At 61.5% G+C, this 25,495-nt stretch carries 28 protein-coding genes and 1 tRNA gene; 18 read left to right on the top strand and 11 right to left on the bottom strand.

What is annotated here, in order from left to right; genetic code table 11:
- Positions 1–68: 68 nt before the first annotated feature.
- The 6 genes from ATY78_RS24880 to ATY78_RS24855 all read left to right on the top strand — a co-directional run bounded on the left by ATY78_RS24880 (position 69) and on the right by ATY78_RS24855 (position 5,743).
- Complete coding sequence (locus ATY78_RS24880) at positions 69–680, top strand: PilZ domain-containing protein (protein ID WP_088684970.1); 612 nt, start codon at positions 69–71, stop codon at positions 678–680.
- Positions 681–742: 62 nt separating this feature from the next.
- The gene (gene pip, locus ATY78_RS24875; protein WP_088684969.1) at positions 743–1,714 is read left to right on the top strand and encodes a prolyl aminopeptidase; all 972 of its coding nucleotides are present in this window, start codon (positions 743–745) and stop codon (positions 1,712–1,714) included.
- A gap of 365 nt (positions 1,715–2,079) precedes the next feature.
- Positions 2,080–2,685: a transglutaminase-like cysteine peptidase gene (locus ATY78_RS24870; protein WP_088684968.1), complete on the top strand. Its 606-nt coding sequence runs from the start codon at positions 2,080–2,082 to the stop codon at positions 2,683–2,685.
- Between the two features lie 223 nt (positions 2,686–2,908).
- Positions 2,909–3,694, top strand: a complete 786-nt coding sequence (locus ATY78_RS24865; protein WP_088684967.1) for a hypothetical protein — start codon at positions 2,909–2,911, stop codon at positions 3,692–3,694.
- Positions 3,695–3,815: 121 nt separating this feature from the next.
- Positions 3,816–5,354 carry a D-alanyl-D-alanine carboxypeptidase gene (locus tag ATY78_RS24860; RefSeq protein ID WP_088684966.1) on the top strand — a complete coding sequence of 513 codons (1,539 nt, stop codon included), beginning with the start codon at positions 3,816–3,818 and terminating at the stop codon, positions 5,352–5,354.
- A gap of 113 nt (positions 5,355–5,467) precedes the next feature.
- Positions 5,468–5,743 carry a hypothetical protein gene (locus tag ATY78_RS24855; protein ID WP_088684965.1) on the top strand — a complete coding sequence of 92 codons (276 nt, stop codon included), beginning with the start codon at positions 5,468–5,470 and terminating at the stop codon, positions 5,741–5,743.
- Between the two features lie 3 nt (positions 5,744–5,746).
- Here ATY78_RS24855 and ATY78_RS24850 read toward each other — a convergent pair whose 3' ends face one another.
- Both ATY78_RS24850 and ATY78_RS24845 read right to left on the bottom strand, forming a co-directional pair.
- Positions 5,747–6,184, bottom strand: coding sequence for a DUF1489 family protein (locus ATY78_RS24850; RefSeq protein ID WP_088685138.1), 438 nt, complete (start codon positions 6,182–6,184; stop codon positions 5,747–5,749).
- Positions 6,185–6,245: 61 nt separating this feature from the next.
- Complete coding sequence (locus ATY78_RS24845) at positions 6,246–7,649, bottom strand: L-serine ammonia-lyase (protein ID WP_088684964.1); 1,404 nt, start codon at positions 7,647–7,649, stop codon at positions 6,246–6,248.
- Between the two features lie 194 nt (positions 7,650–7,843).
- On the opposite strand from ATY78_RS24845, the gene ATY78_RS24840 reads away from it, so the two are divergent.
- Complete coding sequence (locus ATY78_RS24840) at positions 7,844–8,608, top strand: DUF599 domain-containing protein (RefSeq protein ID WP_088684963.1); 765 nt, start codon at positions 7,844–7,846, stop codon at positions 8,606–8,608.
- The gene (locus ATY78_RS24835; protein ID WP_088684962.1) at positions 8,608–9,597 is read left to right on the top strand and encodes a DUF1624 domain-containing protein; all 990 of its coding nucleotides are present in this window, start codon (positions 8,608–8,610) and stop codon (positions 9,595–9,597) included. The genes ATY78_RS24840 and ATY78_RS24835 overlap by 1 nt, the downstream gene beginning before the upstream one ends.
- A 13-nt stretch (positions 9,598–9,610) precedes the next feature.
- On the opposite strand, the gene ATY78_RS24830 is transcribed toward ATY78_RS24835, so the two are convergent.
- Positions 9,611–10,003 carry a MerR family DNA-binding transcriptional regulator gene (locus ATY78_RS24830; protein ID WP_190237521.1) on the bottom strand — a complete coding sequence of 131 codons (393 nt, stop codon included), beginning with the start codon at positions 10,001–10,003 and terminating at the stop codon, positions 9,611–9,613.
- A 63-nt stretch (positions 10,004–10,066) separates the two neighbouring features.
- Positions 10,067–11,482 carry a magnesium transporter gene (gene mgtE, locus ATY78_RS24825; protein ID WP_088684961.1) on the bottom strand — a complete coding sequence of 472 codons (1,416 nt, stop codon included), beginning with the start codon at positions 11,480–11,482 and terminating at the stop codon, positions 10,067–10,069.
- Between the two features lie 240 nt (positions 11,483–11,722).
- On the opposite strand from mgtE, the gene ATY78_RS24820 reads away from it, so the two are divergent.
- From ATY78_RS24820 to ATY78_RS24810, 3 genes are all read left to right on the top strand, one after another.
- Positions 11,723–12,217 carry a peptide deformylase gene (locus ATY78_RS24820; protein WP_088684960.1) on the top strand — a complete coding sequence of 165 codons (495 nt, stop codon included), beginning with the start codon at positions 11,723–11,725 and terminating at the stop codon, positions 12,215–12,217.
- A gap of 71 nt (positions 12,218–12,288) precedes the next feature.
- Positions 12,289–12,801 (top strand): BON domain-containing protein, encoded by a 513-nt coding sequence (locus tag ATY78_RS24815; protein ID WP_088684959.1) that lies wholly within the window; start codon positions 12,289–12,291, stop codon positions 12,799–12,801.
- A gap of 319 nt (positions 12,802–13,120) precedes the next feature.
- On the top strand, positions 13,121–13,483 hold the full coding sequence (locus ATY78_RS24810; protein WP_088684958.1) for a hypothetical protein: 363 nt from the start codon (positions 13,121–13,123) through the stop codon (positions 13,481–13,483).
- Positions 13,484–13,675: 192 nt separating this feature from the next.
- Here ATY78_RS24810 and ATY78_RS24805 read toward each other — a convergent pair.
- Positions 13,676–13,760 (bottom strand) — tRNA-Leu (locus ATY78_RS24805).
- 182 nt (positions 13,761–13,942) lie between these two features.
- On the opposite strand from ATY78_RS24805, the gene lipB reads away from it, so the two are divergent.
- The 7 genes from lipB to sugE all read left to right on the top strand — a co-directional run bounded on the left by lipB (position 13,943) and on the right by sugE (position 20,088).
- Complete coding sequence (lipB, locus tag ATY78_RS24800) at positions 13,943–14,656, top strand: lipoyl(octanoyl) transferase LipB (protein ID WP_088684957.1); 714 nt, start codon at positions 13,943–13,945, stop codon at positions 14,654–14,656.
- A gap of 54 nt (positions 14,657–14,710) precedes the next feature.
- Positions 14,711–15,637, top strand: a complete 927-nt coding sequence (locus ATY78_RS24795; protein WP_088684956.1) for a DMT family transporter — start codon at positions 14,711–14,713, stop codon at positions 15,635–15,637.
- Positions 15,638–15,734: 97 nt separating this feature from the next.
- Entirely contained in the window at positions 15,735–16,439 is a 705-nt protein-coding gene (locus tag ATY78_RS24790) for a hypothetical protein (RefSeq protein WP_088684955.1), read from the top strand.
- A gap of 90 nt (positions 16,440–16,529) precedes the next feature.
- On the top strand, positions 16,530–18,539 hold the full coding sequence (locus ATY78_RS24785; RefSeq protein ID WP_088684954.1) for an acetyl/propionyl/methylcrotonyl-CoA carboxylase subunit alpha: 2,010 nt from the start codon (positions 16,530–16,532) through the stop codon (positions 18,537–18,539).
- A gap of 117 nt (positions 18,540–18,656) precedes the next feature.
- Positions 18,657–19,130, top strand: a complete 474-nt coding sequence (locus tag ATY78_RS24780) for a GNAT family N-acetyltransferase (RefSeq protein ID WP_088685136.1) — start codon at positions 18,657–18,659, stop codon at positions 19,128–19,130.
- Positions 19,131–19,140: 10 nt separating this feature from the next.
- Positions 19,141–19,608 carry a YaiI/YqxD family protein gene (locus ATY78_RS24775; protein WP_088684953.1) on the top strand — a complete coding sequence of 156 codons (468 nt, stop codon included), beginning with the start codon at positions 19,141–19,143 and terminating at the stop codon, positions 19,606–19,608.
- Positions 19,609–19,773: 165 nt separating this feature from the next.
- Entirely contained in the window at positions 19,774–20,088 is a 315-nt protein-coding gene (sugE, locus tag ATY78_RS24770; RefSeq protein ID WP_088684952.1) for a quaternary ammonium compound efflux SMR transporter SugE, read from the top strand.
- A 46-nt stretch (positions 20,089–20,134) separates the two neighbouring features.
- Here sugE and ATY78_RS24765 read toward each other — a convergent pair whose 3' ends face one another.
- The 6 genes from ATY78_RS24765 to ATY78_RS24735 form a co-directional block, all read right to left on the bottom strand.
- Positions 20,135–20,527, bottom strand: a complete 393-nt coding sequence (locus tag ATY78_RS24765) for a DoxX family protein (protein ID WP_088684951.1) — start codon at positions 20,525–20,527, stop codon at positions 20,135–20,137.
- Between the two features lie 140 nt (positions 20,528–20,667).
- Complete coding sequence (locus tag ATY78_RS24760) at positions 20,668–22,200, bottom strand: acyl-CoA carboxylase subunit beta (protein ID WP_088684950.1); 1,533 nt, start codon at positions 22,198–22,200, stop codon at positions 20,668–20,670.
- A 34-nt stretch (positions 22,201–22,234) separates the two neighbouring features.
- Positions 22,235–22,693 carry a hypothetical protein gene (locus ATY78_RS24755; protein ID WP_088684949.1) on the bottom strand — a complete coding sequence of 153 codons (459 nt, stop codon included), beginning with the start codon at positions 22,691–22,693 and terminating at the stop codon, positions 22,235–22,237.
- Between the two features lie 66 nt (positions 22,694–22,759).
- A complete protein-coding gene (locus ATY78_RS24750; RefSeq protein WP_088684948.1) occupies positions 22,760–23,545 on the bottom strand; it encodes an ATP12 family chaperone protein in 786 nt (261 codons plus the stop codon).
- Positions 23,546–23,554: 9 nt separating this feature from the next.
- Positions 23,555–24,208 (bottom strand): HAD-IA family hydrolase, encoded by a 654-nt coding sequence (locus ATY78_RS24745; protein WP_088684947.1) that lies wholly within the window; start codon positions 24,206–24,208, stop codon positions 23,555–23,557.
- 202 nt (positions 24,209–24,410) lie between these two features.
- Entirely contained in the window at positions 24,411–25,409 is a 999-nt protein-coding gene (locus ATY78_RS24735) for an RluA family pseudouridine synthase (RefSeq protein WP_088684945.1), read from the bottom strand.
- Positions 25,410–25,495 lie beyond the last annotated feature (86 nt).

Below are 25,495 nucleotides of genomic sequence, written 5' to 3'. Positions count from 1 at the left end.
GAACAACCTTCTGTTAATGGATTGCGGGTAATGATCGAACTCTGCCATTTTCATGAAGAAGCCTTTTGATGCACTCGTTCCAGCCAGCTCAGACGCAACGACCTGCGCCGCGCCCTGAACAGGGCGTTTTCCAGCGTGTGCCCATCAATATGCAGGGCCGGCTGATGCTTGCGAACTACGAAGAATTCGAATGCATGGTGATCGACATGTCGCCGGGCGACATGTACGTCACCTGCATTGGCCGGCCCCGCGCCAACGAACGCGTCGTCGCCTATATCGACCATCTCGGCCGTGTCGAAGGCTATGTCCAGACGCTCGACGGCCGCGGCTTCACCATGTCCATCAATGCCACGGACCGCAAGCGCGAGAAGCTCGCCGCCCAGCTCACCTGGCTTGCCAACAAACATGAGCTCGGCCTGCCCGAGGATCGTCGCCACGACCGTCTGACGCCGCGTGACGTGAAGACCGAACTCACCCTCGATGACGGCACGCGTTATTCCTGCCGCATCATGGACCTTTCGCTCTCGGGCGCCGCTATCGACGTCGAAATGCGTCCCTCGATCGGGACGGCGGTGCGTCTCGGCAATATGCGCGGCCGTGTCGTGCGCCACTTCGTCGAAGGTGTCGCAATCGAGTTTCTCTCGATCCAGTCCCGCGAAACGCTGCGCGAGTTCCTGTAAGCCGTCTTTTCCTCCCCACCGATCCGGCGCATAAGGCTCGTCTCCTCAATCGGGGCGCGCCGATGTCACCTCTCTATCCTGAGATCGAACCATATGATCACGGCCTCTTGGATACAGGCGACGGCAACGTGATTTATTGGGAGGCCTGCGGCAATCCGGCCGGCAGCCCGGCGCTCGTGCTGCATGGCGGGCCGGGCTCCGGCTGCTCGACCGCGGCGCGACGCCAGTTCGATCCCGATGCCTATCGGATCATTCTGTTCGACCAGCGCAATTGCGGGCGCAGCCTGCCGAGCGCCGCCGATCCCGAAACCGATCTTTCCCTCAACACCACCTGGCATCTCGTTGCCGATATCGAGCGACTGCGGAACTATCTCGGCATCGAAACCTGGCTGCTTCTGGGCAATTCCTGGGGCTCGACGCTGGCGCTCGCTTACGCCGAAACCCATCCGGAGCGCGTCGCCGCTGTCGTGATTGCGGGCGTAACCACCACCCGGCGTTCGGAGATCGATTGGCTTTATCGCGGCATGGCGCCTCTGTTTCCTGAGGAATGGCACCGTTTCCGCGAGGCGATTCCCTCGGGCCAGGCGCAAGGCGAGGATATGGTTGCTGCCTACCATCATCTTCTCAACGATCCGGATCAGCACACGCGTCTCAAGGCGGCGCGCGATTGGCATGACTGGGAGGCGGCCTCGATCCTGCTCGCCGATCCCGAAGGCCGGCCGCGCCGCTGGGCCGATCCGGACTATCTGCTGGCGCGCGCGCGCATCATTACCCACTACTTCGTGAATGGCGCATGGCTGGAAGACGGTGTGCTTTTGAAGAATGCCGCGCTGCTTACCGGCATTCCCGGTATTTTGTTGCAGGGAAGGTTCGACATCGAGGCGCCGCTCGTCACCGCCTGGGAACTGGCGCGAGCTTGGCCGCAGAGCGAGCTCAAGATCCTTCCACGCGCCGCCCATTCCATGTTCAGCCCCGATATGAGTGCCGCGATCGTCGCCGCCACCGATAGATTTCGCGAATTTTGTCGAAAATAATTTTTCAGCCAAAACCCCGGACGTGAGCGACATTCTGATTTTGAAGCGGCCGAATCGATCGGTTTCGACGGCATCACCCGCCGGCTACCAGCCGCTGGGCGCACACCGGCATTTATCCGGCTCAACGAAAATCCTTAACACAGGGGCGAGAGCACAAGCCTTACGCGACTGAAAGCCTTGTTCCGTATGATTCAATTTTAATCGAATTCGAGACAAATCAGCTTCAAATTTTATGCGCATTTGAGATTGTTTTTAGTCAGGTTTTATCGGCATTTGTTTCAACTAAGCCTTTAATTCTATTGCGTAATTTTCCGTGAGATAAAAACGTCTGTGTCATTGTCGCCTCAACTTACGGGGAGACGGCAATGACAACTGCGAAAATCCTGAAAGGCGGCCTTCTGGCCGGTGCGATCATGATGGCAATGGCGGGCTCGGGACAGGCCACGCCCGCCAGCATGGCATTGGCAGGCAATGCCAGCCCGCCGATCGGACACTATGAATTCTGCAAGGCGAACCCGAAGGAATGCGCCTATTCTGGCGGTGATGCCGGACCGGCCATTCTCACCGAGGACCGCTGGAAGGAAATCCTGAAGGTCAACTACACTGTCAATTCGGAGATCCAGCCGGAGACGGACGAACAGATCTACGGTGTCGAAGAGCGCTGGGCCTATCCGACGACCGTCGGCGACTGCGAGGATTATGTCCTCTTGAAGCGCAAGATGCTGATCGAGGACGGTTTCTCGCCCTCCGATACGCTGATCACGGTCGTGCTGCAGCCGAACGGTGAAGGCCATGCCGTGCTGACGGTCCGCACCGACCATGGCGACTTCATCCTCGACAACATGCGCAACAAGGTGCTGCTGTGGTCGGATACCGAATATACCTACCTGAAGCGCCAGTCCGCCAACGATCCGGCCCGCTGGTCGAAGCTTCAGGACGGCCGCACTGTCGCGGTCGGTAGCGTCAAGTAAGAACGGCCGCCGGCAATACCGGCAGAAGGCCTCGGCCCGGTCAGTCCCCGCATCCCGTCCCGACCGGTGCCCAAGAGCCGTTCCCGCTGTCCCGGGAACGGCTCGCTCCTTTTTGGAACAAGTGTTTCGTTTCCTACGCAGCGATCCCTTGGAAATCTTAGCGAAGTATTAACCCTGCTGGTCTGATCATGCCGATGAGATTCATCATCGGCGCCGGCGGCTCATGTTCTTCCTGCGGCGGGCCGAAATGCGAAGAACCGCCATGAGCCAAGCCGCGCAAAGCGCACCCGACGAGCAGCCGCTTCTTTCCATGGGATTTCTTCTCCGCACCATGGCGGTGATCGCCGTCCTGGCGGTGTTGACCGTTGCGATCAGCATCGGCGGGCGCTGGTTCGGCCGGCATATCTCGCTCGCCGGCAACACCGACAGCACGGCCGAAATCACGCTGACCATCGGCCGCGATACCGTCAAATTTCCCGAGAACGCCATCCGCTTCCCAAGCCAGAGACATGACGGCGCCGCCGAGCGAGTCGATCTCTACCTCGCCTGGCCCGATATGCTGGGTTACGGCAAGGAAAACCATCTTCGATTCGATGACGTCGCCCAATCCTCCGGCCTGATCTTCCTGCAGATCGCCCAGAGCACCATGTCGCGCGACATGTCCGGACGTCTCGAACCGATCTATTCGCATCTGCTCGAAGGAACTGCCGAGCCTTTTCGCAACGGCTTGATGCTGCATCGTCTGCGCGCCGACGCGGGTTACGGCGACGAGGTGCTGCTGACGGCCCCCGTCAAGGACGGGCCGGATTACGTCGTGCGCTGCATATTGCCTTCAACGCCCGACAAGGCCGCGAGCGGAGATTGCCAGCGCGACATCAAGGTCGGCAGGGATCTCAGCGTTCTTTACCGCTTCTCCAGCAGTCATCTCGGCGACTGGGAACATATTGATGCCGCTATCCGGACCTTTGTGGAGGCGCGTCTTATGAACCGTTCTGCGACAAGTCCCTAAAATGCTCCCCGGACAGTGAAATAAACGATTCATCATAAACGGATTGGTAACGCCCAATCGGTAATTTCAAAAGACGAACCGTGCGGTGGGGAGTGTGCGCGGTTTGAGCCAAACAACTGAAATGCAAGCGAAGAGTGGAATAGTGTCAAGGTCAGTCTCCTCCGTATCATCGTCCCGTTCCGGCAGCTTTATCGCAAAGCTGTTGGCGATCCTTTCGGTGGCTGTCACGGTCGTCCTGGTTGATTCGGTGAGTGTCGAAGCGAAAGCGGCCAATCCGAAATATGCCGGCATCGTCGTCGACGCCAAGACCGGCAACGTTCTCTACAGTGAGAATGCCGATCGGCTGCAATATCCCGCCTCGCTGACCAAGATGATGACCCTCTATCTGGTATTCGAAGCGTTGGAGCAGGGCCGCATCCGTCTCGATACGCCGGTTCCCTTCTCCGCTCATGCCGCGGCCCAGGCGCCGACGAAACTCGGCGTGCGCGCCGGCGGCTCGATTACCGTCGAACAGGGCATTCTCGGTCTCGTCACCCTGTCGGCCAACGATGCCTCGACCGCCCTCGGTGAAATGCTCGGCGGCAGCGAGGATCGTTTCGCGCAGCTGATGACCGCCAAGGCGCATGCTCTCGGCATGACGCGCACCACCTACCGCAATGCCAACGGCCTGCCGAACACGGCGCAGATGACGACGGCACGCGATCAGGCCCGCCTCGGCATCGCCCTTCGCCAGCATTTCCCGCAATATTACGGCTATTTCTCTACCCGCGCCTTCAAGTTCGGCACCCGCACGATCCGCAGCCACAACCGTCTGGTCGGTTCCGTGCGCGGCGTCGACGGCATCAAGACCGGTTACACCCGTGCTGCCGGCTTCAATCTGGTGAGCTCCGTCCAGGTGGACGGCAGGTCGATCGTCGGTGTCGTGATGGGCGGCACCTCGACGCCTGCCCGCGACGCCCAGATGCGCAATCTGATCGCAACCTACCTGCCGAAGGCATCGAGCCGCGGCGGATCCTCGGCGCTGATCGCCCAGACAGCCCCTGCTCCGGAGCCGGCGATCATCGAAACGCCCGCCCCGGTCCAGCCCAAGAAGGCTCCGCAGCAGGTCGCAAAGACGATCACGGCAGCGCAGCCTCCGGTCACGGCCGCTGCCGCCGATCTCAGCCTGCCGCACAAGGGGCCGCTGCCGGATGCGCGCTATCAGGTCGCCGAGACCGAAGTCGCCTATGCCGAGACCGCCGCTCCGAAATCCGACAATCCACTGGTGACGCAGTCGATGCCTTCGCCAACCAAGGTCAAGACCACCACTTTCAAGCCGCAGACTTCGGCCGCAAAGCCGACGGAGCGCGACGATGCCGGCGTCGATCATGTCACGACCGCCTCGACTAACGCCACTTCGGCCAACACCGGTCCGGCCGGATGGGTCGTGCAGGTCGGTGTTTCGCCGAGCCGTCAGATGGCGATGGACCTGCTGGAAGGCGCAAAGAGCAAGGGCGGTAAGGCGCTCGCCTCGGCAAAGCCCTTCGCGGTCGCCTACGGCGCCGGCAGCGACCAGGTCTACCGTGCGCGCTTCGGCGGCTTCGACGATCAGCGTGATGCCGTCAACGCCTGCAAGGCCTTGAAGAAGGCCGGCGTCAAGTGCTGGGCGGCCGCCCAATGAGCCATTCGATGCTGCCCACAGAAGTGCCGGCGGCATCGGCAACGGCCGGAATCGGTGTTTGCGTTTCCGGCCACCATTCTTGAACTCGATCAGTATTGCTTACGGGGAAAACAATGGCGATCAATGAGAATGTTCCGGGAACGCCTTCAGAGCGCCGCACTGCGGCCAGAACGCGTTCATCCCTGCATCCTCTGCACGAGGCGGCGTTGCGCCTGGCCGAAATCGGCCTGCAGCGGCCGAAGGCGAAATCGCCGAAAACCCGCGACCTCATCAATCTGCTGCTTTGCCATGGCGCCCGCGCCTGGCGTTACTCCCAGCCGGAGGCGCGCATTCATCTGCATGTGACCTCGCCGGACGGCAGTGCGCCGGTGCAACTGCGCCTGCGCTGAATTTCAGAGCAGGCCAAGTTCCGTAAGCTCGCGGCGAAGGTCGGCCGGCATTTCAGCGATGCCGGCGCCGAGGCTCATCAGGTCGGGCGGCACGTCGTCCTGTACGTAGTAGCGCCAGCCCTGGAAGGGCCGTTTCGGCTGTACCGCAGTCTCGATGACTTCGGGGCCGAGCATCAGGCGGCAGCGTGAAATCCCCTCGCCGTCCGTGAAGGTCTCGATGTCGAGCAGCTTCTGGCGCGCCTGCACCTGCCCCTTGATCACCCAATAGAGCGAGCCGCCGTCGAGCAGCTCTTCCATGCGTTTGGGCACCATGCGCGTCGTGTGCACCGAATGCGGCTCAAGGCCGGCGGCGATGGCGCTAAGCGAGCGTTCCGCCACCCATTCGCGCAGATCGTCTATCGAGTCGGCGCCGACACAGAGTTTGATGAGATGCAATGCCATGCTGCCGTTGAAATCCTTTTGGCAGCGGGCGTCAAGCACGAAGCCTCAGGAGTCCACAAACTCAGCATTCGACCACATTGACGGCCAAGCCGCCGGTCGAGGTTTCCTTATACTTCTCGCTCATGTCGTGCCCGGTCTGGCGCATCGTCTCGATGCAGGCGTCGAGCGGCACGAAATGCTGGCCGTCGCCCTTGACGGCGAGCGAGGCCGCCGTGACCGCCTTCACCGCGCCGAGCGCATTGCGCTCGATGCAGGGAACCTGCACGAGGCCCGCGACCGGATCGCAGGTCATGCCGAGATGATGTTCGAGCGCGATCTCCGCAGCATTCTCGATCTGCTCCGGCGTACCCCCCATGACGGCGGCAAGCCCCGCAGCCGCCATCGCAGCCGCCGAGCCCACCTCGCCCTGACAGCCGACCTCGGCGCCGGAGATAGAGGCATTGTGCTTGATGATCCCGCCGATCGCCGCAGCGGTCAGCAGATAGTCGCGGATACCGTTCTGGTCCCAGTCCTCGTGGAAATGCTCGTAGTAGCGGATCGTCGCCGGAATGACGCCGGCCGCGCCGTTGGTCGGCGCCGTGACGACACGTCCGCCGGCCCCATTTTCTTCGTTGACGGCCATTGCGTAGACGCTCAGCCAATCGTTGGCGAGTAGCGGATTGACGCGGTTGCTGCGCCATTCCTCCTGCAGCTTGTCGTGAATCCGGCGCGCGCGGCGCTTGACGTTGAGGCCGCCCGGCATGATGCCCTCGACCTTGAGGCCGCGCTCGATGCAGGAGCGCATCGCCTCCCAGATGCGGTCGAGTCCCTGATCGAGCTCCTCGGGCGAGCGCTGGCTCTCCTCGTTCGCCCGCTTCATCTGCGCGATCGAAAGCCCGGAGCGCTCGGCCATGTCGAGCATCTGCCTGGCGGTCGAGAAGGGATAGGGCACGCGCGCCCCACCGCTCGCGTTCTTTTTCGCGCGCATCTGCTCCAGCTCGGTATCGGTGACGACGAAGCCGCCCCCAACCGAATAATAGATGCGCTTGAGGAGCAGCCGGCCGTCTTTGTCATAGGCGGAAAAGGACATGCCGTTGGCATGGCCCGGCAGCGGCTGTTTCTTGTCGAAGATCAGGTCGGTCTTCGGCTGGAACTGATAGGCGGGATGACCTTCGGGCGTGATGCGGCCGGTGCGCTCCACCGTATCGATGATGCCGTCCATCTTGTCGGGATCGACGCTGTCGGGCGCCTCGCCCATCAGCCCGAGAATGACGGCCCTGCCCGTGCCGTGGCCGATGCCGGTATGGGCAAGCGAGCCGTGCAGGCTGACCTTGATCGCCGCGACCTGTGCACCCGATGACGGGCGCGGCCATTCGTTCGACAGAATCAGCTCGAGAAACCGGTTGGCCGCCGACATCGGACCCATCGTATGGGAGCTCGACGGCCCTACACCGATCTTGAAGACATCGAATACCGAAAGAAACATGGATGCGCCTTCTGAACACAAGTATGCAAGCTTAAGCGAGGCCGGTTTTCGACCCGTGCGGCGCACCGACATCGCATGGAGCCGGTGCGACATTCCGGCTGCACACTAAATCCAGGCGGCCCGTCTTACCAGTCATTGCAGCATTTCATTGCATATGTAGAGTGGCCCGCATTCACGAGGAGACTGAATCACTGATGACGACGGCGGATTACATCGCTCTGGCCTTCTTTGCCTGTGTCTGGATGGGCTATTCCTGGCTGCTGAAGGGCCGCACCTTCTTCGGACGCACCAGCCTGACGCATGCGATGACCGAACGGCGCCGGGAGTGGATCTACAATTCGCTGCGCCGTGACCTGAAGATGATCGATACGCAGATCATGTCCGGCCTGCAGAACGGCACCGCCTTTTTCGCCTCGACCTCGATCTTTGCACTCGGCAGCTGCTTTGCGCTGCTCGGCGCGACGGAAAAGGTCGATGCCGTTTTCGCCGACCTGCCCTTTGTCTTCCATGGCGGCCACGCCGCTTTCGAGCTCAAGGTCGGTGGGCTGGCGGCGCTTTTCGGCTATGCCTTCTTCAAGTTCGGCTGGTCTTATCGGCTGTTCAATTATTGCACCATCCTTTTCGGCTCCATCCCGATGATGCGCGACAGCGAGAACGACGTCATTGCCGCCGAGCGGGCCGCCGAACGCGTCATCCGCATGAATGTCATTGCGGGCAGCAATTTCAACGAGGGTCTCAGGGCGATCTTCCTGTCGATCGGTTATCTCGGCTGGTTCATCAATCCTTATGTCTTCATGGTGACGACGGCGGTCGTCATCTTCGTGCTCGCACGCCGGCAGTTCTTTTCGGAGGCGCGTTTGGCGATCATGGATGTCGGCTCGCCATCAAATCTCCACCTTTCTGCTATTCGCCGCGATATACCGTCGCGCGACGGAAACGATTTGCCCGAGGGCCTCTGATGACATTGCCGGCAATTGAAGCCGATGCGGCGGCCAGACCGCCGCGCATCGGTCTGTTGGACACCGCGCGCGGTGTCGCGCTGATCGCCATGGCGACCTACCATTTCAGCTGGGATATGGAGTTCATGGGCTATCTCGCCGCCGGCACGGCGGAGACCGGCTGGCTGAAGATCTATGCCCGGGCGATCGCCACGACCTTTCTCTTCATCGTCGGCGTCAGCCTGGTGCTCTCCAGCACGCCCGAGATTCGCTGGCCGTCCTTCTGGAAGCGTTTCGGCATGATCGCCGCCTCGGCCGCGATCATTTCGATCGCGACGCGCATCGCGATGCCGGACGGGTGGATCTACTTCGGCATCCTGCATTGCATCGCGGTGCTGACGCTCATCGGCATCGTATTCGTCAGGCTGCCGCTTGCCTTGACGCTGATCGTGACGGTCGCCCTGCTGGCCGCCTGGATCACCGATAATTTCGGACCGCCGGGCCTGCTTCGATCGTCCTTCTTCGATCCCAGATATCTTGCCTGGATCGGCCTTGCCGAGATGCCGGAGCGTTCCAACGACTACGTGCCGCTCTTTCCCTGGGCCACGCCCTTTTTCGTCGGCTTGAGCCTCGCCTCGATCGCGCTGAAAACCGGGCTGACACGCCGGCTTGCCGCAATCGGCACCGGCTCCTCGTGGCCGGCATGGCTCGGTCGTCACAGCCTTGCCTTTTACCTCATTCACCAGCCGGTTTTGATCGCAATCGCCTACGGGCTTTCCCTCGCAGTGCCGCCGCCGACGCCCGACCCGGTCGAAACTTACCTAAAGCAATGCAATGCCGCCTGCGTGATGCAGCAAGGCGAAGCGCTCTGCCGCAGCTTCTGCCAATGCACGCTGCAAAAATTGCAGACGCAAAGCCTGCTCACGCCGCTGCAGGCCGGAACGATCGACATAGAAAACGACGAGCGGGTTCAGACCATCGCCGCCGAATGCAGCGCCGAGGCGCAATAAAACGCGGCAGTTTTCAGGTGGTGACGCCGATTTCGGCGAGGCGGCCGAGGCAGGCCTCTTCGATGTTATCGAGTTCCGTCAGCGTATCGTCGATGTCCTTGCGCTTCTGGCGCAGGTCATCGCGCTTCTCGTCGACGCGCTTCATCAGGAGCTTCAGCTGGCCGAGTTCGCCCGGCGGCTCCTTGTAGACCTGGATGATCTCGCGGATCTCCGCGATGGTGAAGCCGATACGCCGGCCGCGAAGGATTTCGGCGATGAGCCGCCGGTCGGCGGGCCGGAACAGACGGGTGCGCCCTCGCCGTTCCGGATGGATCAGTCCCTCGTCTTCGTAAAAGCGAAGCGTGCGCGTGGATACACCGAATTCGCGCGTCAGCTCCGTTATGCTATAATATTTGTTCACCAGCATGTCTTCCCCATCAGCATGGGCCATCATATTGACTTTTACGTAATAGTCAATTTCTGCGGTCGATCAGATGCCGAACCACCATGTAGCGATGCCGAGAAAGGCGAAAAAGCCGGTACAGTCGGTCACGGTCGTGACGAAGACGGACGAGGCGATTGCCGGGTCGGCCCCCACCTTGTCGAGCAGCAGCGGCAGAAGAATGCCGGCAAGGGCTGCCGCCATCAGATTGATGATCATCGCCGCCGCGATCACGCCGCCGAGCTGGTAGTCGTGAAACCACGTGCCGGCGATCGCGCCCATGATCGTCGCGAAGACGATGCCGTTGAGGATGCCAACGCCCGCCTCCCTGCGGATGATGCGGCCGGCATTGTAGATATCGAGATCGCGGGTGGCGAGCGCGCGCACCGTCACCGTCATCGTCTGCGTGCCGGCATTGCCGCCCATCGAGGCGACGATCGGCATCAGCACCGCCAGCGCGATCATTTTCTCGATCGAAGCGTCGAACAGGCCGATGACGCTGGCCGAGAGCATCGCCGTGCCGAGGTTGATCAGAAGCCAGAGGAAACGTGAGCGGGCCGTCGAGAGCACGTTGTCGGAGAGCTCTTCGTCGCCGACGCCGCCGAGGCGCTTGATGTCCTCGTCCGCTTCCTCGTGAATGACGTCGACGACGTCGTCGATGGTCAATACGCCAACCAGCCGGCCGTTCTCGTCAACGACGGCGGCCGAGAGAAGGTCGTACTGCTCGAAGAGCTGCGCGGCTTCCTCCTGGTCCATCTCGGCCGGGATGGGATGGTTGGTCTCGCGCATGATCTGCTCGATCTTCGTCTGCCGCTTGGTGCGCAGGATCTGGTCGAGATCGACGGCGCCGAGCAGCTTGAAGGTCGGATCGATCACGAAGATCTGCGAGAAGGAATAGGGCAGATCCTCCTCGTCGCGCATGTAGTCGATCGTCTGTCCCACCGTCCAGAACGGCGGCACGGCGACGAATTCCGTCTGCATGCGGCGCCCGGCCGAACTTTCGGGATAGTCGAGCGCCCGGCGCAGCCGCACCCGCTCGGTGAACGGCAGCTGGGCGAGGATCTCTTCCCGGTCCTCCTTGTCGAGGTCTTCGAGAATGTAGACCGCATCGTCCGAATCGAGTTCGCCGATCGCCGCTGCGATCTGATCGTTCGGCATCTGGTCGACGATTTCGCGGCGGATCGCCTCGTCGACCTCGGTCAGCGCCGTCATGTCGAAATCGTCGCCGAGCAGGCGCACCAGCGCCAGACGCTGATCCGGCTGGATCGATTCCAGCAGGTCGCCTATTTCGGATTCATGCAGTCGGGCGACATTCTCACGCAGGAACAGCGTGTCGCGATCGGCGATCGCAGCGCCGACGAGCGCCAGGAAATCGCTGCGGACATTGCCGTCCTCGTCGTAGATATCGGCTTCCTCGTCGTCGGGACGCCTGCGAATGCGGTCTTCCCCGTCGGTCGTCGTCATCTGCCGCCTCGCATCTGGTTCGAATTTCAACGACTGCCGCCCACATTCGCAAATGTCGGCCGAAAACACGATTGTCAACAAGCGGATAAGTCAATCCCGCTCGGCGTTCCCGCGCCCGGAATTCCTGCTCCTGCTAGCTCAAAGCATCCATGTCGTAAAGCGGCAAACCATGCTTCGTGATGACAATGCTCGCGGCCGGCGATAGTTTCCGCAGCCGTCCAAGCAGAGAAAGCCCGCCCGATGCCCATCCGTCCGATTCTGCGCTATCCGCATCCTGATCTGAAGACCGCCTGCGCGCCGGTGACGGCTTTCGATTCGTCGCTCGCCGAACTGGCCGACGACCTGCTGGCGACGATGCGCGCTGCCCCCGGCGTCGGTATCACCGCCGCCCATATCGGCGTCCTCAGCCGCGTCACGGTGCTGGAACTCGACAGGGCCGACGGCGTGCGCCTTTACGTCAATCCGGAGATCACATGGTTTTCGAAGGAGACGATGAGCCATGCCGAAGGCAGCGTTTCCATGCCCGGCGCAACCGACGAGGTCACGCGCCCACGGGCGATCCGCTTCCGCTATCAGGATGGCGCGGGCACCGTACATGAGGATGCCGCCGAAGGCTTCCTCGCCATCTGCATCCAGCATGAGGTCGACCAGCTCGACGGCATTTTCTGGCTGCAGCGCCTGTCGAGGCTGAAGCGCGAACGCCTCGTGAAAAAATGGGAGAAGGCGCAGGGCTGACAAATCCCCGCCCCACCCCGAACCATTCGCCGCTGCCAACGTTTCCAGCAGAGAAACAAGGAGCGAATGCAATGGCAAGAATCGGCGAAAAGACTTCGCCTTCCCGCGGAAAGCAGGAGCTTTCGCGCGAGGAAGACTATCGCGACCTCGATGAGCGCAACCTTGATGACGGCTGGCCCTATGCCGACGGTAACGGCGCCAGCGATCCCGCCAACCGCCCCTATGGCGAAACGGCCGCCAATTTCGACAGCGATCCCAGCCAGGGCTTTCGGATCGACGGCACGGACGCCGACGGAAACGAGAACCGGCTGAAGGATTCGCTGCGCGCCGATACGATCGACCGCGACGAAAGCGATGACCTCGAGGCGCGGGTGAACGACAATCTCGAAAACATCCCCGACGTCGACATCGACAGTATCGAGGTACATGCCGACGGGCATGTGATCACCTTGGAAGGTTCGGTGGAAACGATCGGCATCGCCCGCAAGGTCGAACTCAGCGCGCTTGCTGTCGATGGCGTCCGTCATGTCCGCAACAAACTCCGGCTGACAGGCGTCGATGCGCATATTCCGAACGAGGACTGACATCACCCATGACAGACACAGCATGTCGGCCGGGAGGCAGCGTTGCCTTCCGGGCGGCCTCATTTCACATTACCAAAAATTAACAATTTCCGATTGTGGCGAGAGCTGTTTGATGCCTGCCGTCTTCGCCTGTTTTTCTTAGGCGGATTCCCGTAACGAAAACGTCAAATTCCTTGACAAGACTGTGATTTCATTTGGACAAAAGGTCGCGGTCAGCGCCTTTTTCTTTCACAAAATTGCCAGAATTGGGGCGCGAACTCTTAAGCGCCAGGGGTTGGTTTATATTGTTGAATTCAACAATAGATTGAGGAGATGAACCATGCGCATCAAATTTGCCCTCGCCGCGTCCCTGTTCGCCGTCAGCCTTGCAGGCGCTGCCTTCGCCCAGCCGACATATTCCGACGACTACACCAACGACAGCGATGGATTCGCGCCGAGCCCGGTGGCCAAGCCAGCCCCGGTGCATTATTCCAACCGCAAGGCCCCGGCCTATTCGAGCGACTATACCAATGACAGCGACGGATTCGCGCCGACGGCCGTGACTCCGGTGGTCGACAAGACCGCGACCGCCAGCATCAAGGCCCTGCCCCCATGCCACAGCATGATCGGCCCGAGCGGCTCCCACACCAAGGGCGCCGATAGCGGTGCTTCCCGCACGGAAGCATGCCGTGCAACGCATTGATCGGCTGCAAGGCATGATCGAGAGGAAAGGGCCGGAAATCGGCCCTTTTTTTCTATCGGGCCGTCTTTTTGACGTGGCCTGACAACGCCCGCTATTTCAATCGCGCCGGTGCGTCTGACAAAATATCCGCAGGAATGAAGACGTAAAAAAACCTCGTGGAACCAAAAGGTCACGAGGGTTTTTTAAACAATTTGGTGCGGTCGAGAAGACTCGAACTTCCACGGGTTGCCCCACAGCGACCTCAACGCTGCGCGTCTACCAATTCCGCCACGACCGCATCGTGGTAGGCGCCGATTTGCTCCGGCGGGGCTGCATGTAGCAAAAGCATCTGGGGTGCACAAGGGCGATGTGACAGTTTTTTTCAAAACCGGTCGCAGCATTTGAATTGGCCTCGAAACGGGTCCATATAGATCTCCTGCCGCCCCTCTTTCACAGGCTTTTCGGGGAGCGCGGCAAGGAATGGCCATGCTTCGCACCGATCTCGAATTCTCCATGCTTCCGAAACTCGGCGCCCGCCCGGTGCGCTGGCGCATCACCGATGGGCTCGTTCCCTATCAGGAGGCGGTGGAGACGATGGAGCGCGAGGTGGCGGTAATATCGGATGGCGGCGACGAGCTCGTCTGGCTCGTCGAGCATCCGCCGCTCTATACCGCCGGCACCAGCGCCAATGCGGGCGATCTCGTCCAGCCGGACCGCTTTCCGGTCTTCGCGACTGGGCGCGGCGGTGAATATACCTATCATGGGCCGGGCCAGCGCGTTGCCTATGTCATGCTCGACCTGAAACGCAGGCGCCAGGATGTGCGCGCCTTCGTCGCCGCCCTGGAGGAAGTCGTCATCCGCACGCTCGACATGATGAACGTGCGCGGCGAGCGGCGCGAGGATCGCGTCGGCGTCTGGGTGCGCCGCCCGGAGAAGCCTTTGCTGGCCGATGGAACGATGGCCGAAGACAAGATCGCCGCCTTGGGAATCAGGCTGCGCAAATGGGTGACGTTCCATGGCCTGTCGCTCAACGTCGATCCCGATCTCGATCATTTCAGCGGCATCGTGCCTTGCGGTATATCGGCCTACGGCGTGACCAGCCTCGTCGATCTCGGCCTGCTGGTGATGATGTCGGATGTCGATATCCGGCTGCGCGCCGCTTTCGAGTCGGTTTTCGGCGAAACCGTGGCTTGATCTGCCCCGCTTTCCCGTGATTGATGGCGTCGTTCCCCGAAAGAATCGGCAGCCATGGCAGAACAGTCAGCCCATCAAAATTCCCTGCAGGGCATGGCCATCATGTCCGGCGCGATGCTCATCCTGCCGATCATGGATGCCATCGCCAAATACATGGCGACCTTCGAGGCGATGTCGCCCGGCCAGATCACGTTCTACCGATTCTTCTTCCAGATCGCCTGCACCGTGCCCATTCTCTTCGCCCTTTTCGGCCGAAAGGCGCTTTCGGCCAAGCGGCCATGGATGAACCTGCTGCGCGGCGTCCTGCACGGCGCGGCAAGCCTGCTTTTCTTCGTCGCCGTCAAATACATGCCGCTTGCCGATGTCTTCGCCATCTATTTCGTCGAGCCCTTCATGCTGACCGCCATGTCGGCCCTGTTTCTCGGGGAGAAGGTCGGCTGGCGGCGCTGGATGGCGATCGTGGTCGGTTTCGGCGGCGCGATGATCGTCATTCAGCCGAGCTACGAGATCTTCGGCCTGAAGGCGCTGCTGCCGGTCGCCTGCGCCTTCCTGTTCTCGCTCTATCTCTTTCTCAACCGCGCGATCGGCGTGGCCGATTCGCCGCTGACCATGCAGACGATGGCCGGCATCGGCGGAACCGCCTTCATGGCGGCGGCCCTGCTCGTCGGGAGCAGCGCCGGCAACGCCGATTTTGCCATGTCCCTGCCCGCCTCGGCTCTCGGCCTCGTCCTGCTTCTCATCCTCGGCTCGATCTCGGGCTACGCGCATATCCTGGTGGTTAAGGCTTTCCGGCTTGCGCCGCTGTCGCTGCTCGCGCCGTTCCAGTACTTCGAGATCATCTCGGCGACGGTGCTCGGCTATGCGCTGTTCAACGATTTCCCGAATTTCTCCAAATGGATCGGCATTTTCATCATCGTCGCGTCCGGCCTCTTCATCATCTGGCGCGAGCGGGTGCAGGCACGATCGTTAAAATCCTCCTGACTTGGAGAATACAGGGTTAACTCCTCTTCTTGAGGGATCGTCAATGCGCGGGCGGTAAAACTGTCTCCGGCTTCATGATGAAGCCTGGAGCTAAAACATGAGCGAATTCCGTCTCGCTTTTCCGGCCTGTATCGTGGCCGGCAAGCATCGGCTGACGGCCGAAGATATAGTGCTGTTGCGCAAACATGCTTTTCCGGAGGGTATCCGGACGTCCCAGGACGTCGTGGCGATGTTGGCGCTCAACAATTCCTGTCCTGAAAAATGTGGCGAGTGGAATGCTTTCTTCGTAGAGCAGCTCGCCGGTTTCATCGTCGATCACACCTATCCGCAAGGCTCGCTCGATGAAATCAACGTCGCCTGGATCATGCGGATGTTCACGACCGACGGCGTCGTCAACTCGGCGCTGGAACTCGAGCTCATCCTCCATGTCATGGAGATTTCGGCCGATGTCCCGGGCGAACTGAGAGCGCTTGCCCTCGATCAGCTTCGTCTGGCGATCACCGACGGGATCGGCGGCTACCACCTGTCGCGCGCCGTCGACCGCAGGAGCATCGCCCGCCAGGACGTCGATTTCGCCATGCGCATTTTCAGAGGCATCTCCGCAGGCGGCGTCATCCCCGTCTCTCCGGCCGAATATGGCGTGCTCCAGCAGATCGAGCAGGCGACGCTGCCGGGCGCGAATCACCCGCATTGGACCGGTATCATGGCCGCCGTCGAGCTGCTCGATCGTCCCGAGCCGCGGCGCAGCCGCTGGCTGCGCATCGTCGACGAGGAACCCGTTGCGGCAGCCGCCGTCGCCTGACCCCTCGAAGCGTGACCTGCCTCAAGCCTGATTGTGCGTTCCGGTGTTTTGTGCGTAAAACTTCGGAACGCATTTCTGGGTGGAGTCTCGATGTTCAAGAAAATCCTGATCGCGAATCGCGGCGAGATCGCCTGCCGCGTGATCAAGACCGCGCGCCGCATGGGTATTTTGACCGTCGCGGTCTATTCGGATGCGGATCGGGACGCCCTGCATGTCGAGATGGCCGACGAGGCCGTTCACATCGGCCCTGCCCCCGCCTCCGAAAGCTATCTCGTTGCCGACAAGATCATCGCCGCCTGCAAGGCGACGGGCGCCGAGGCGGTGCATCCCGGTTACGGCTTCCTCTCCGAGCGCGCCTCCTTCTGCGCTGAGCTGGAAAAGCAGGGAATCGTCTTCATCGGCCCCAAGCCGAAAGCCATCATGGCGATGGGCGACAAGATCGAATCGAAGAAGTTCGCCAGTGCTGCCGGCGTATCCACCGTGCCCGGCCACCTCGGCATCATCGAGGACGCCGTCCACGCGGAAACGATCGCTGGCGGGATTGGCTATCCCGTCATGATCAAGGCGTCCGCCGGCGGCGGCGGCAAGGGCATGCGCATCGCCTGGAACGAGGCGGAGGTGCGCGACGGCTTCGAGCGCGCCCGTTCGGAGGCGAAGAGCTCCTTCGGCGACGACCGCGTCTTCATCGAGAAATTCGTCGTCGAGCCGCGCCATATCGAGATCCAGGTACTGGCCGATGCGCATGGCAATGTCGTCTATCTCGGCGAGCGCGAATGCTCGATCCAGCGGCGAAACCAGAAGGTGGCGGAAGAGGCGCCCTCGCCTTTTCTTGACGAAAACACCCGCAAAGCCATGGGCGAACAGTCGGTGGCGCTTGCCAAAGCCGTCGAATACCAGAGCGCCGGCACCGTCGAATTCATCGTCGACCGCGACCGCAATTTCTATTTCCTCGAAATGAATACCCGCCTGCAGGTCGAGCATCCCGTCACCGAGCTCGTCACCGGCATCGATCTCGTCGAACAGATGATTCGAGTCGCGGCCGGAGAGCCCCTTCCCTTCACCCAGGACGAGATCAGGCTCGACGGCTGGGCGATCGAGAGCCGGCTCTACGCCGAAGATCCCTACCGCAACTTCCTGCCTTCGATCGGCCGCCTGACGCGTTACCGCCCGCCTGCGGAAGGCAGGACCGGCAATGTCGTCGTCCGCAACGATACCGGCGTCTTCGAAGGCGCCGAGATCTCGATGTATTACGATCCGATGATCGCCAAGCTCTGCACCTGGGCGCCGACCCGCAACGAAGCGGTCGACGCCATGGGCCGGGCGCTAGACGGCTTCGTCGTCGATGGCATCGAGCACAATGTTCCCTTCCTGTCGGCGCTGATGAAGCATCCGCGCTGGCGCGAGGGCCGACTTTCCACTGGCTTTATCGCCGAAGAATATCCCAATGGCTTTGCCCCGATGAAACCGGACCGGGCGGAAGAGGCGGCACTTGCCGCCGTCGCCCTCTCCGCCTTCCTGATCGAGACGAACCGCCGGGAACGTTTCTCCGATCGCCTGCGTGCCGCATCCGCCGCGCTACGCGAGGAATTTGTGATCAAGATCGGCGAAAAATATGTCGCCGCCAACTTGCTCGACGGCCTCGTCACTATCCCCTTCGATATGGAGATGGCGATAGAGGGCGAACGTTCAGCAGTTGTCACCGATTGGAGACCTGGCGATCCGGTCTGGAGCGGCAAGGTCGGCGGCCTCGATGTCACCGCACAGATCCGCCCCGTCCTGAACGGCCTTTGCATCGACTGGCAAGGGCTTTCGGTGGTCGCCAAGGTCTTTTCGCCGCGTCATGCGGAGCTCGACAGGCTGATGCCGGTGAAGCTGCCTCCGGATACGTCGAAGCTGCTGCTCTGCCCGATGCCCGGCCTGGTCGTCGCCATCGCGGTTGCCGAGGGTCAGGAGGTCAAGGCTGGCGAGACGCTCGCAGTCGTCGAGGCGATGAAGATGGAAAACGTGCTGCGCGCCGAACGCGATCTCGTCGTCTCCAAGATCAATGCCGCCCCCGGCGAAAGCCTGGCCGTCGATGCCGTGATCATGGAGTTCGCCTGAGGCAAGGCGCAGCTCAGCCCGCCATTTCCTCGCTTGAAGTCAGCCGTCCCGTCGTACATATACGGAAAACCTTGGCCCATGTGTTCCGGCAAGGGCATCCGCAGCGTGGTTCTATCGATGGCTCCGACGACCTACACAACCGACCTCAAGGGTCTCGATCAGCTTTCCGCGCGCGAGCTCTACGACCTTCTGAAAATGCGCGTCGACGTCTTCGTCGTCGAGCAGAACTGCCCCTATCCCGAGCTCGACGGCAAGGATGTCGATGCCCTGCACCTGCGGCTGCTGGATGGCGGCGAACTGCTTGCCTCCGCGCGGCTGCTCAAGCCCTACAGTGTGCAGGATCCCTCGAAGATCGGCCGCGTCGTCGTCTCGCCCGCCCATCGCGGCAAGCGTCTGGGCGATGCATTGATGAATGAGGCGATCGCCGCTTGCGCGCGGCTTTATCCGGCAAACCCCATTGCCTTGTCGGCTCAGGCCCATCTGCGCGGCTTCTATGAATCCTTCGGCTTTATCGGCACGTCGCAGGAATATCTGGAAGACGGCATTCCCCATATCGATATGGTCCGCCAGCCGGCCACGCAGCCGGCATGAGGATATCGTCATGATCTACGTCGATGCCGATGCCTGCCCGGTGAAGCCGGAAATCCTGAAGGTCGCGGAGCGTCATGGCCTCGAAGTCACCTTCGTCGCCAATTCCGGCCTGCGCCCCTCGCGCGACCCGATGGTCCGCAACGTCATCGTCTCCAACGCCTTCGATGCCGCCGACAACTGGATTGCCGAGCGCGCCGGCGCGGGCGATGTCGTCGTCACCGCCGACGTGCCGCTCGCCGTGCGCTGCGTCGCTGGGGGCGCCTTCGTCAGCGGTCCGACCGGGCGCGTCTTCGACGAGACCAATATCGGCCTGGCGAGCGCCATGCGCGATCTCGGCGCGCACCTGCGCGAAACCGGTGAGAGCAAAGGTTACAACGCGGCCTTCAGCCCCAAGGACCGCTCCCGCTTCCTCGAAACCTTCGACCGCCTCTGCCGACGCGCCAAGAACCTCTTGAGCGAGGCCGGCGGGCAGAAATGATGCTCGCCGCGGAGGCGGCAAGAAACGGGTGGCATGGCAGCCATGCCGATTTCTACCTTGAAGACAGCCGTCTCCTCACGCATATAAGCACCATCGCAGACGACTGCGGCGTCCTGAGGATGCAACGTCGCGGGGACGGCCTCGCTCTTGAACAAGGAGAGTCGCATGGCCTGGTTTCTGCTTTTTCTCGCCGGTCTTTTTGAATGCGGATGGGCCATCGGCCTTAAATACACCGAGGGCTTCACGCGGCCGCTGCCGACGACGCTGACTGTTATTTCAATGGTGGTGAGCATCGTGCTGCTCGGTCTTGCGGTGAAGCACCTGCCGATCGGCACCGCCTACGCGGTCTGGACCGGCATCGGCACGGTCGGAACGGTCATTCTCGGCATCTGGCTGCTCGGCGATGCGGCAAGTGTCACCCGACTTGCCTGCATCACGCTGATCGTCGCCGGCATCGCCGGCCTCAAGCTCACCGCCTGATTAGAAAAGGCTGCGGGACGCCAGGCGCCCCGCAGCCGATATGCACTTAGGCCGACTTGCGGCTGTCGACGGCAAAAGCGCCGGGACCCGAGAAGACCAGATAGAGGAAGACGAAGCAGAACAGGATCGCTGCGTCGCCCTGATTGAGGGCCGGGTAGAAGCTTTTCGGCGCATGCGCCATGAAATAGGCGACCGCCATTTCACCGGCCAGCAGGAAGGCGACAGGGCGTGTCAGCAGGCCGATGAGAATGAGGATGCCGCCGACCAACTCGAGAAGCGCGGCGAAAAGCATCAGCGGCGGCAGTGAGCCCGGCATCTGCTCAGCCGGGAAGGCGAAAAGCTTCATCGTGCCGTGTTCGATGAACAGCAGTGCAACGATGATTCTGAGAGCGGCCAGCCCATAGGGGCGATAGGCAGAAAGACGCTCGAAACTTGACATTAAACCTCTCCTTTAAAAAGTATAAGAGCCGAGCGTTAGCCCGTCCTCGTCAGGGATTGAACACACGGATCGCTGACGGCCGTTCACTTTTTCGACAGCAGGTAAACACGCGACCGGATCGTTTTATTCGGCGCCAAATGTCAGAGCGGAATGTTGTCGTGTTTCTTCCAGGGATTGGTAAGGTCCTTGTTGCGCAGCATCTTCAATCCGCGCGCCAGCCGCCGCCGGGTCGAATGCGGCATGATCACCTCGTCGACATAACCGCGCTCGGCGGCCACGAAGGGCGAGAGGAACCGGTCCTCATACATTTTCGTATGCGCGGCGATCTTGTCGGGATCGGCGATATCCTTGCGGAAGATGATCTCGACCGCGCCCTTGGCGCCCATGACGGCGATCTGCGCCGTCGGCCAGGCATAGTTCAGGTCGCCGCGCAGATGCTTTGACGCCATCACGTCATAGGCGCCGCCGAAGGCCTTACGGGTGATGACGGTGAGTTTCGGCACAGTCGCCTCCGCATAGGCGAAGAGCAGCTTGGCGCCATGTTTGATGAGACCGCCATATTCCTGTGCCGTGCCCGGCAGGAAGCCCGGCACGTCTACGAAGGTGACGATCGGAATGTTGAAGCAATCGCAGAAGCGCACGAATCGCGCCGCCTTGCGCGAGGCGTCGCTGTCGAGCACCCCGGCCAGCACCATCGGCTGGTTGGCGACGAAGCCGACCGTCGAGCCTTCGATGCGCCCGAAGCCGCAAACGATGTTCTTGGCAAAGTTTGACTGGATCTCGAAGAAATCCCCCTCGTCCGCTACCTTCTGGATCAGCTCCTTTATGTCGTAGGGCTTGTTGGCATTGGCCGGGACCAGCGTATCCAGCGAATTGTCGGTGTCGGTCACCGACTGGTAACATTCGATTTCCGGTACCGGCGAGGTGTTCGATTTCGGCAGGAAATCGATGAGCCGGCGTACCTGCAGAAGTGTCTCGACGTCATTGTCATAGGCGCCGTCGGCAATCGACGAGCGCGTCGTATGCACTGTTGCGCCGCCAAGCTCTTCCGCCGTGACAGTCTCGTTGGTGACGGTCTTCACCACATCGGGACCGGTCACGAACATGTAGGAGGTGTCGCGCACCATGAAGATGAAATCGGTCATGGCGGGCGAATAGACGTCGCCGCCCGCACACGGCCCCATGATGACGGAAATCTGCGGAATGACGCCGGAGGCGAGCACATTGCGCTGGAAGACTTCGGCATAACCGCCGAGCGCGGCCACACCCTCCTGGATGCGCGCACCGCCGGCGTCATAGATGCCGATAACAGGCGCGCGGTTCTTCAGCGCCATGTCCTGCACCTTGATGATCTTCTCGGCATGCGCTTCCGAAAGCGAGCCTCCGAAGACGGTGAAGTCCTTGGCAAAGACGAACACGGTACGGCCGTTGACCGTGCCCCAGCCGGTCACGACGCCGTCGCCGGCGATCCGGCTCTTGTCCATGCCGAAATCGGTGGAGCGATGCTCGACGAACATGTCGAACTCCTCGAAGGAGCCTTCGTCGAGGAAGAGATCGATCCGCTCGCGCGCCGTCAGCTTGCCGCGCTTGTGCTGGGCTTCGATGCGCTCCTTGCCGCCGCCGAGGCGGGCGACGTCACGGCGCCGTTCCAGTTCTTCGAGAATTTCCTTCATGTGATCTCCCCTCGCCCTAAATGTTCGAGATGTTTTAGCGGCTGCGTCCGCTGAGCGAGAAAACCGAGCGTATCCGTGCGGCGACATCCTCGGCCATGATGTCGTCGGCGAGTTGGGGATCGGCGGCCATGCTGGTCACGTCGAAAGCGCTGACGGCAATCACCGAGCCGTCCTCCACCGAGGCGGCGTCAATGCTGATCTTCGCGACGTTGCGGTCTTTCTGAAAGCCAAGCCCCTTCTGGATCGAAACCACGCGGATCGTCAGCACCACCCGCGGCAGCACGGTGTCGCGCACGGTGGCGTTGATTGCGGCGTTGACGCGGTCATTGATACCAGAAAGCAATTCGGCCGGCATGTTCGGGCCTGAGAGAACGACGGCGCTTCGCACATCGTAAAGCGGTGTCTCCGGCTTGTTGGCCGAGAGGCTGACACAGGCCGTAAGCGCCATACAAACGAGTGCGGCCCGGCAAAAACACGACCTCAGCCAATTCATTGCAAAATCCCGCACTCCCCGTTGGAGTCGCAGATTTCGTCATAATGCCTGGGAAGGCAATATGTTTCAGGCGCTTAGGGAGAAAAAAACATCCGCTGCGGCCTTGAACTCGACAAAGCGCTTGGCCCGCCGCTCCTCGGCCTCCTCGTCGCTCCCCCAATGCTCGATCGTCCAGTCCTCGTCGAGATGGGCAAGCGACCATGCCTCCTCCATCGTCACCCGGCCCTCGGCGAAGGCGAGCGCCAGGATCGCCGAGCCGGTCAGCGTCGTGATCGTGTGAAGGGCTGCAAGTGCCATCGGGCTCTGATGTCGCGCAAGCGTGACGGCGAAGGCGGCGGTCGCCTCGCGCGGCTGTTCGTGATGCATCACGCCTTCGACGAGGATGAAGCGGGCGCCAAGATCGTTAGCGGCCCAGTCGATAATGGGATCCCAGCGTTCAGCCTGGCGCTCGACCAGCCGTTCCGGCCCTTCGGCGCGGTAGCAGATCAGGTCGGTTGAGGAAAAACGCAGGATGTCCTCGAAGATCGCCTGCGTATTGGTGGCGATGCCGTCGATTGCGGTGTTGACGAGCCTCGTCACCGGCATGGTGACAGGGTCGATGACCTCGGCCTGCGCGTCCCATTCGGCGGCGACGAGCCGGGCAAGCGCCTCAGTCGGCACGGCGAGAACCAGCCGTGCCGGCGTGCGCACCAGCTTGCCGTCGAGCATGATCGCAAAACCGTCCTCGTGTTCGGCGACCGCGACTTCGGTATAGAAACGCTTCGGCAGCGGCTTCTTCATCTGGATCTGCGCGCGGCGGATGGGATCGGGATGGCTCAAGCCTTCGGAAAGATCGTTCAGAAGATCGCGCATGGCGTCACCTCAGGAAAAATGGCGCAATATCTCGTTCGGATGATAGGCGATCGCATCGGCGCCGTTGGCGATCAGCTCATCCACGCTGGCATAGCCCCAGGCAACGCCGATCGCCTTGGCGCCGGCAGCCTTTGCCATCTGCATATCGTAAACCGCATCGCCGATGACAATGGTGTCTGTGGCATTCATGCCGGTTTCGTCGCAGCATTCCGTCACCATGGCCGGATGCGGCTTCGAGGGGCAGTCGTCGGCGGTGCGCGCAACGACGAAATAGGGGTCGAAGCCATGCGTCTCCATCACGAGGTTCAGCCCGCGCCTGGATTTTCCCGTCACCGCGCCGATCAGCAGATCATCCCGCCCGCTGATCGTGTCGATCATCTCACGAATGCCGGGAAACAGCGGCTCCCTGTAGTCGAGATCCTGACGCACCACCGAAAACAGCGATTTGTAATGCGCCGTCATCTCGATGTCTTCCTGCTCGACATGCGGCCTGCCCTGCATGCGGGCGATGGCGATATCGAGCGACAGGCCGATAATGGCCTTGGTGTCCTCAAACCGCGGTTCCGCCTTGCCGAATTTGTCGAAGGTGCGGCGCATGGTTTCGTGAATCAGCCCGGCACTGTCGACCAGCGTGCCGTCGCAATCGAAAAGGATAAGCTTCATTTGGACCCGGATGCTTTCTGAATAAGATACTGGCGCAGAATTTCCGTGTGTTCCCGAACTGCCTCAGTGTTTTCCCGAACCGCAGCGGTATTGTCCATGCCAACTTTCTTTATCTCCTTTCGGGCGCGGTAGGAGAAAAAAAGAAAGAGAAAAAGTATAGAAAATATAACAACGTATGTTGGATCCATGACCTTCGGCCGTCCTATTCTTCGTCACCCCGGATCGGAGCTGAGTTTTCGTCGAAGCCGAGCAGGTTCCAGCTCTGCACCATATGCGGCGGCAAAGGCGCGGTGACGCGCAGGCGGCCGCCCGAGGGATGCGGGATATCGATATGGCGGGCGTGCAGATGCAGCCGCTTCTGAATACCGCCCGGAAAATCCCAGTTCGGATCATCATCGAAATATTTAGGATCGCCGATGATCGGATGGCCAATGTGCAAAGCATGGACACGAAGCTGGTGGGTGCGCCCAGTATACGGCTCCATCTCCAGCCAAGCGAGACGTTGCGCCGCCGTCTCGACGATGCGGTAGTAGGACACCGCATGATCGGCGCCGTCTTCACCGTGCTTGGCGATACGCATGCGGTCGCCGTCGGCCGTCGGCTCCTTGACGAGCCAGGTCGAGATTTTGTCCTCACGCTTGCGCGGTACGCCTTTCACGAGAGACCAATAGGTCTTCTTGGTGTCACGCTCGCGGAAGGCGGCCGTCAGCTTCTGTGCGGCGCCACGCGTCCGGGCGATGACGAGCACGCCTGATGTATCGCGGTCGAGGCGGTGGACGAGACGCGGCTTTTCGCCCTTCGGGCTGGTCCAGGCTTCGAGCATCTGATCGATATGCCTGGCGACACCGGAGCCGCCCTGCACGGCAAGGCCGGGCGGCTTGTTGAGCACGATCACCTTGTCGTCTTCGTGCAGCACCATGCGCGACAGAAGCTCGAAATCGGTCGAATGCTTGAGATCCTTGCCGGCGATCGGCCCGGTCTTCAGCTTGGCGTCGACATCGAGCGGAGGCACGCGCACCATCTGGCCGGGCTGCACGCGCGCATCCGACTTCACACGTCCGCCGTCGACGCGCACCTGGCCGGAGCGCAAGAGCTTCTGCAGCGGCCCGAAGCCGAGCCCGGGAAAATGCACCTTGAACCAGCGATCGAGCCGCATGCCCGCCTCGTCAGGTTCAACCTTGATATGTTCTATGCCAGCCATGAATGGTCTTTCGGAAATTGCAGCGCGGCCGAGCCGGCGTTCTTTCCGCAGCCTTTAGAGCATTTTCTTCCAAAACGGAAACCAGA

The sequence above is a fragment of the Rhizobium sp. R635 genome, from assembly GCF_002211285.1.
Classification (GTDB): Bacteria; Pseudomonadota; Alphaproteobacteria; order Rhizobiales; family Rhizobiaceae; genus Rhizobium.
Note: the sequence above shows the minus strand (reverse complement) of the source record. Positions and strands in the feature narration are given on the sequence as shown.

Coding starts and splice junctions, on each gene's coding strand:
- ATY78_RS24785 (WP_088684954.1), top strand. CDS start 16,530: ATGTTCAAGAAAATCCTGATCGCGAATCGCGGCGAGATCGCCTGCCGC.
- ATY78_RS24820 (WP_088684960.1), top strand. CDS start 11,723: ATGCCCATCCGTCCGATTCTGCGCTATCCGCATCCTGATCTGAAGACC.
- ATY78_RS24865 (WP_088684967.1), top strand. CDS start 2,909: ATGTTCTTCCTGCGGCGGGCCGAAATGCGAAGAACCGCCATGAGCCAA.
- ATY78_RS24765 (WP_088684951.1), bottom strand. CDS start 20,527: ATGTCAAGTTTCGAGCGTCTTTCTGCCTATCGCCCCTATGGGCTGGCC.
- ATY78_RS24860 (WP_088684966.1), top strand. CDS start 3,816: ATGCAAGCGAAGAGTGGAATAGTGTCAAGGTCAGTCTCCTCCGTATCA.
- ATY78_RS24855 (WP_088684965.1), top strand. CDS start 5,468: ATGGCGATCAATGAGAATGTTCCGGGAACGCCTTCAGAGCGCCGCACT.
- ATY78_RS24780 (WP_088685136.1), top strand. CDS start 18,657: ATGGCTCCGACGACCTACACAACCGACCTCAAGGGTCTCGATCAGCTT.
- ATY78_RS24745 (WP_088684947.1), bottom strand. CDS start 24,208: ATGAAGCTTATCCTTTTCGATTGCGACGGCACGCTGGTCGACAGTGCC.
- ATY78_RS24845 (WP_088684964.1), bottom strand. CDS start 7,649: ATGTTTCTTTCGGTATTCGATGTCTTCAAGATCGGTGTAGGGCCGTCG.
- sugE (WP_088684952.1), top strand. CDS start 19,774: ATGGCCTGGTTTCTGCTTTTTCTCGCCGGTCTTTTTGAATGCGGATGG.
- ATY78_RS24870 (WP_088684968.1), top strand. CDS start 2,080: ATGACAACTGCGAAAATCCTGAAAGGCGGCCTTCTGGCCGGTGCGATC.
- mgtE (WP_088684961.1), bottom strand. CDS start 11,482: ATGACGACGACCGACGGGGAAGACCGCATTCGCAGGCGTCCCGACGAC.
- ATY78_RS24795 (WP_088684956.1), top strand. CDS start 14,711: ATGGCAGAACAGTCAGCCCATCAAAATTCCCTGCAGGGCATGGCCATC.
- lipB (WP_088684957.1), top strand. CDS start 13,943: ATGGCCATGCTTCGCACCGATCTCGAATTCTCCATGCTTCCGAAACTC.
- ATY78_RS24750 (WP_088684948.1), bottom strand. CDS start 23,545: ATGCGCGATCTTCTGAACGATCTTTCCGAAGGCTTGAGCCATCCCGAT.
- ATY78_RS24850 (WP_088685138.1), bottom strand. CDS start 6,184: ATGGCATTGCATCTCATCAAACTCTGTGTCGGCGCCGACTCGATAGAC.
- ATY78_RS24755 (WP_088684949.1), bottom strand. CDS start 22,693: ATGAATTGGCTGAGGTCGTGTTTTTGCCGGGCCGCACTCGTTTGTATG.
- ATY78_RS24835 (WP_088684962.1), top strand. CDS start 8,608: ATGACATTGCCGGCAATTGAAGCCGATGCGGCGGCCAGACCGCCGCGC.
- ATY78_RS24810 (WP_088684958.1), top strand. CDS start 13,121: ATGCGCATCAAATTTGCCCTCGCCGCGTCCCTGTTCGCCGTCAGCCTT.
- ATY78_RS24735 (WP_088684945.1), bottom strand. CDS start 25,409: ATGGCTGGCATAGAACATATCAAGGTTGAACCTGACGAGGCGGGCATG.
- ATY78_RS24830 (WP_190237521.1), bottom strand. CDS start 10,003: ATGCTGGTGAACAAATATTATAGCATAACGGAGCTGACGCGCGAATTC.
- ATY78_RS24815 (WP_088684959.1), top strand. CDS start 12,289: ATGGCAAGAATCGGCGAAAAGACTTCGCCTTCCCGCGGAAAGCAGGAG.
- ATY78_RS24880 (WP_088684970.1), top strand. CDS start 69: ATGCACTCGTTCCAGCCAGCTCAGACGCAACGACCTGCGCCGCGCCCT.
- ATY78_RS24840 (WP_088684963.1), top strand. CDS start 7,844: ATGACGACGGCGGATTACATCGCTCTGGCCTTCTTTGCCTGTGTCTGG.
- ATY78_RS24775 (WP_088684953.1), top strand. CDS start 19,141: ATGATCTACGTCGATGCCGATGCCTGCCCGGTGAAGCCGGAAATCCTG.
- ATY78_RS24760 (WP_088684950.1), bottom strand. CDS start 22,200: ATGAAGGAAATTCTCGAAGAACTGGAACGGCGCCGTGACGTCGCCCGC.
- ATY78_RS24790 (WP_088684955.1), top strand. CDS start 15,735: ATGAGCGAATTCCGTCTCGCTTTTCCGGCCTGTATCGTGGCCGGCAAG.
- pip (WP_088684969.1), top strand. CDS start 743: ATGTCACCTCTCTATCCTGAGATCGAACCATATGATCACGGCCTCTTG.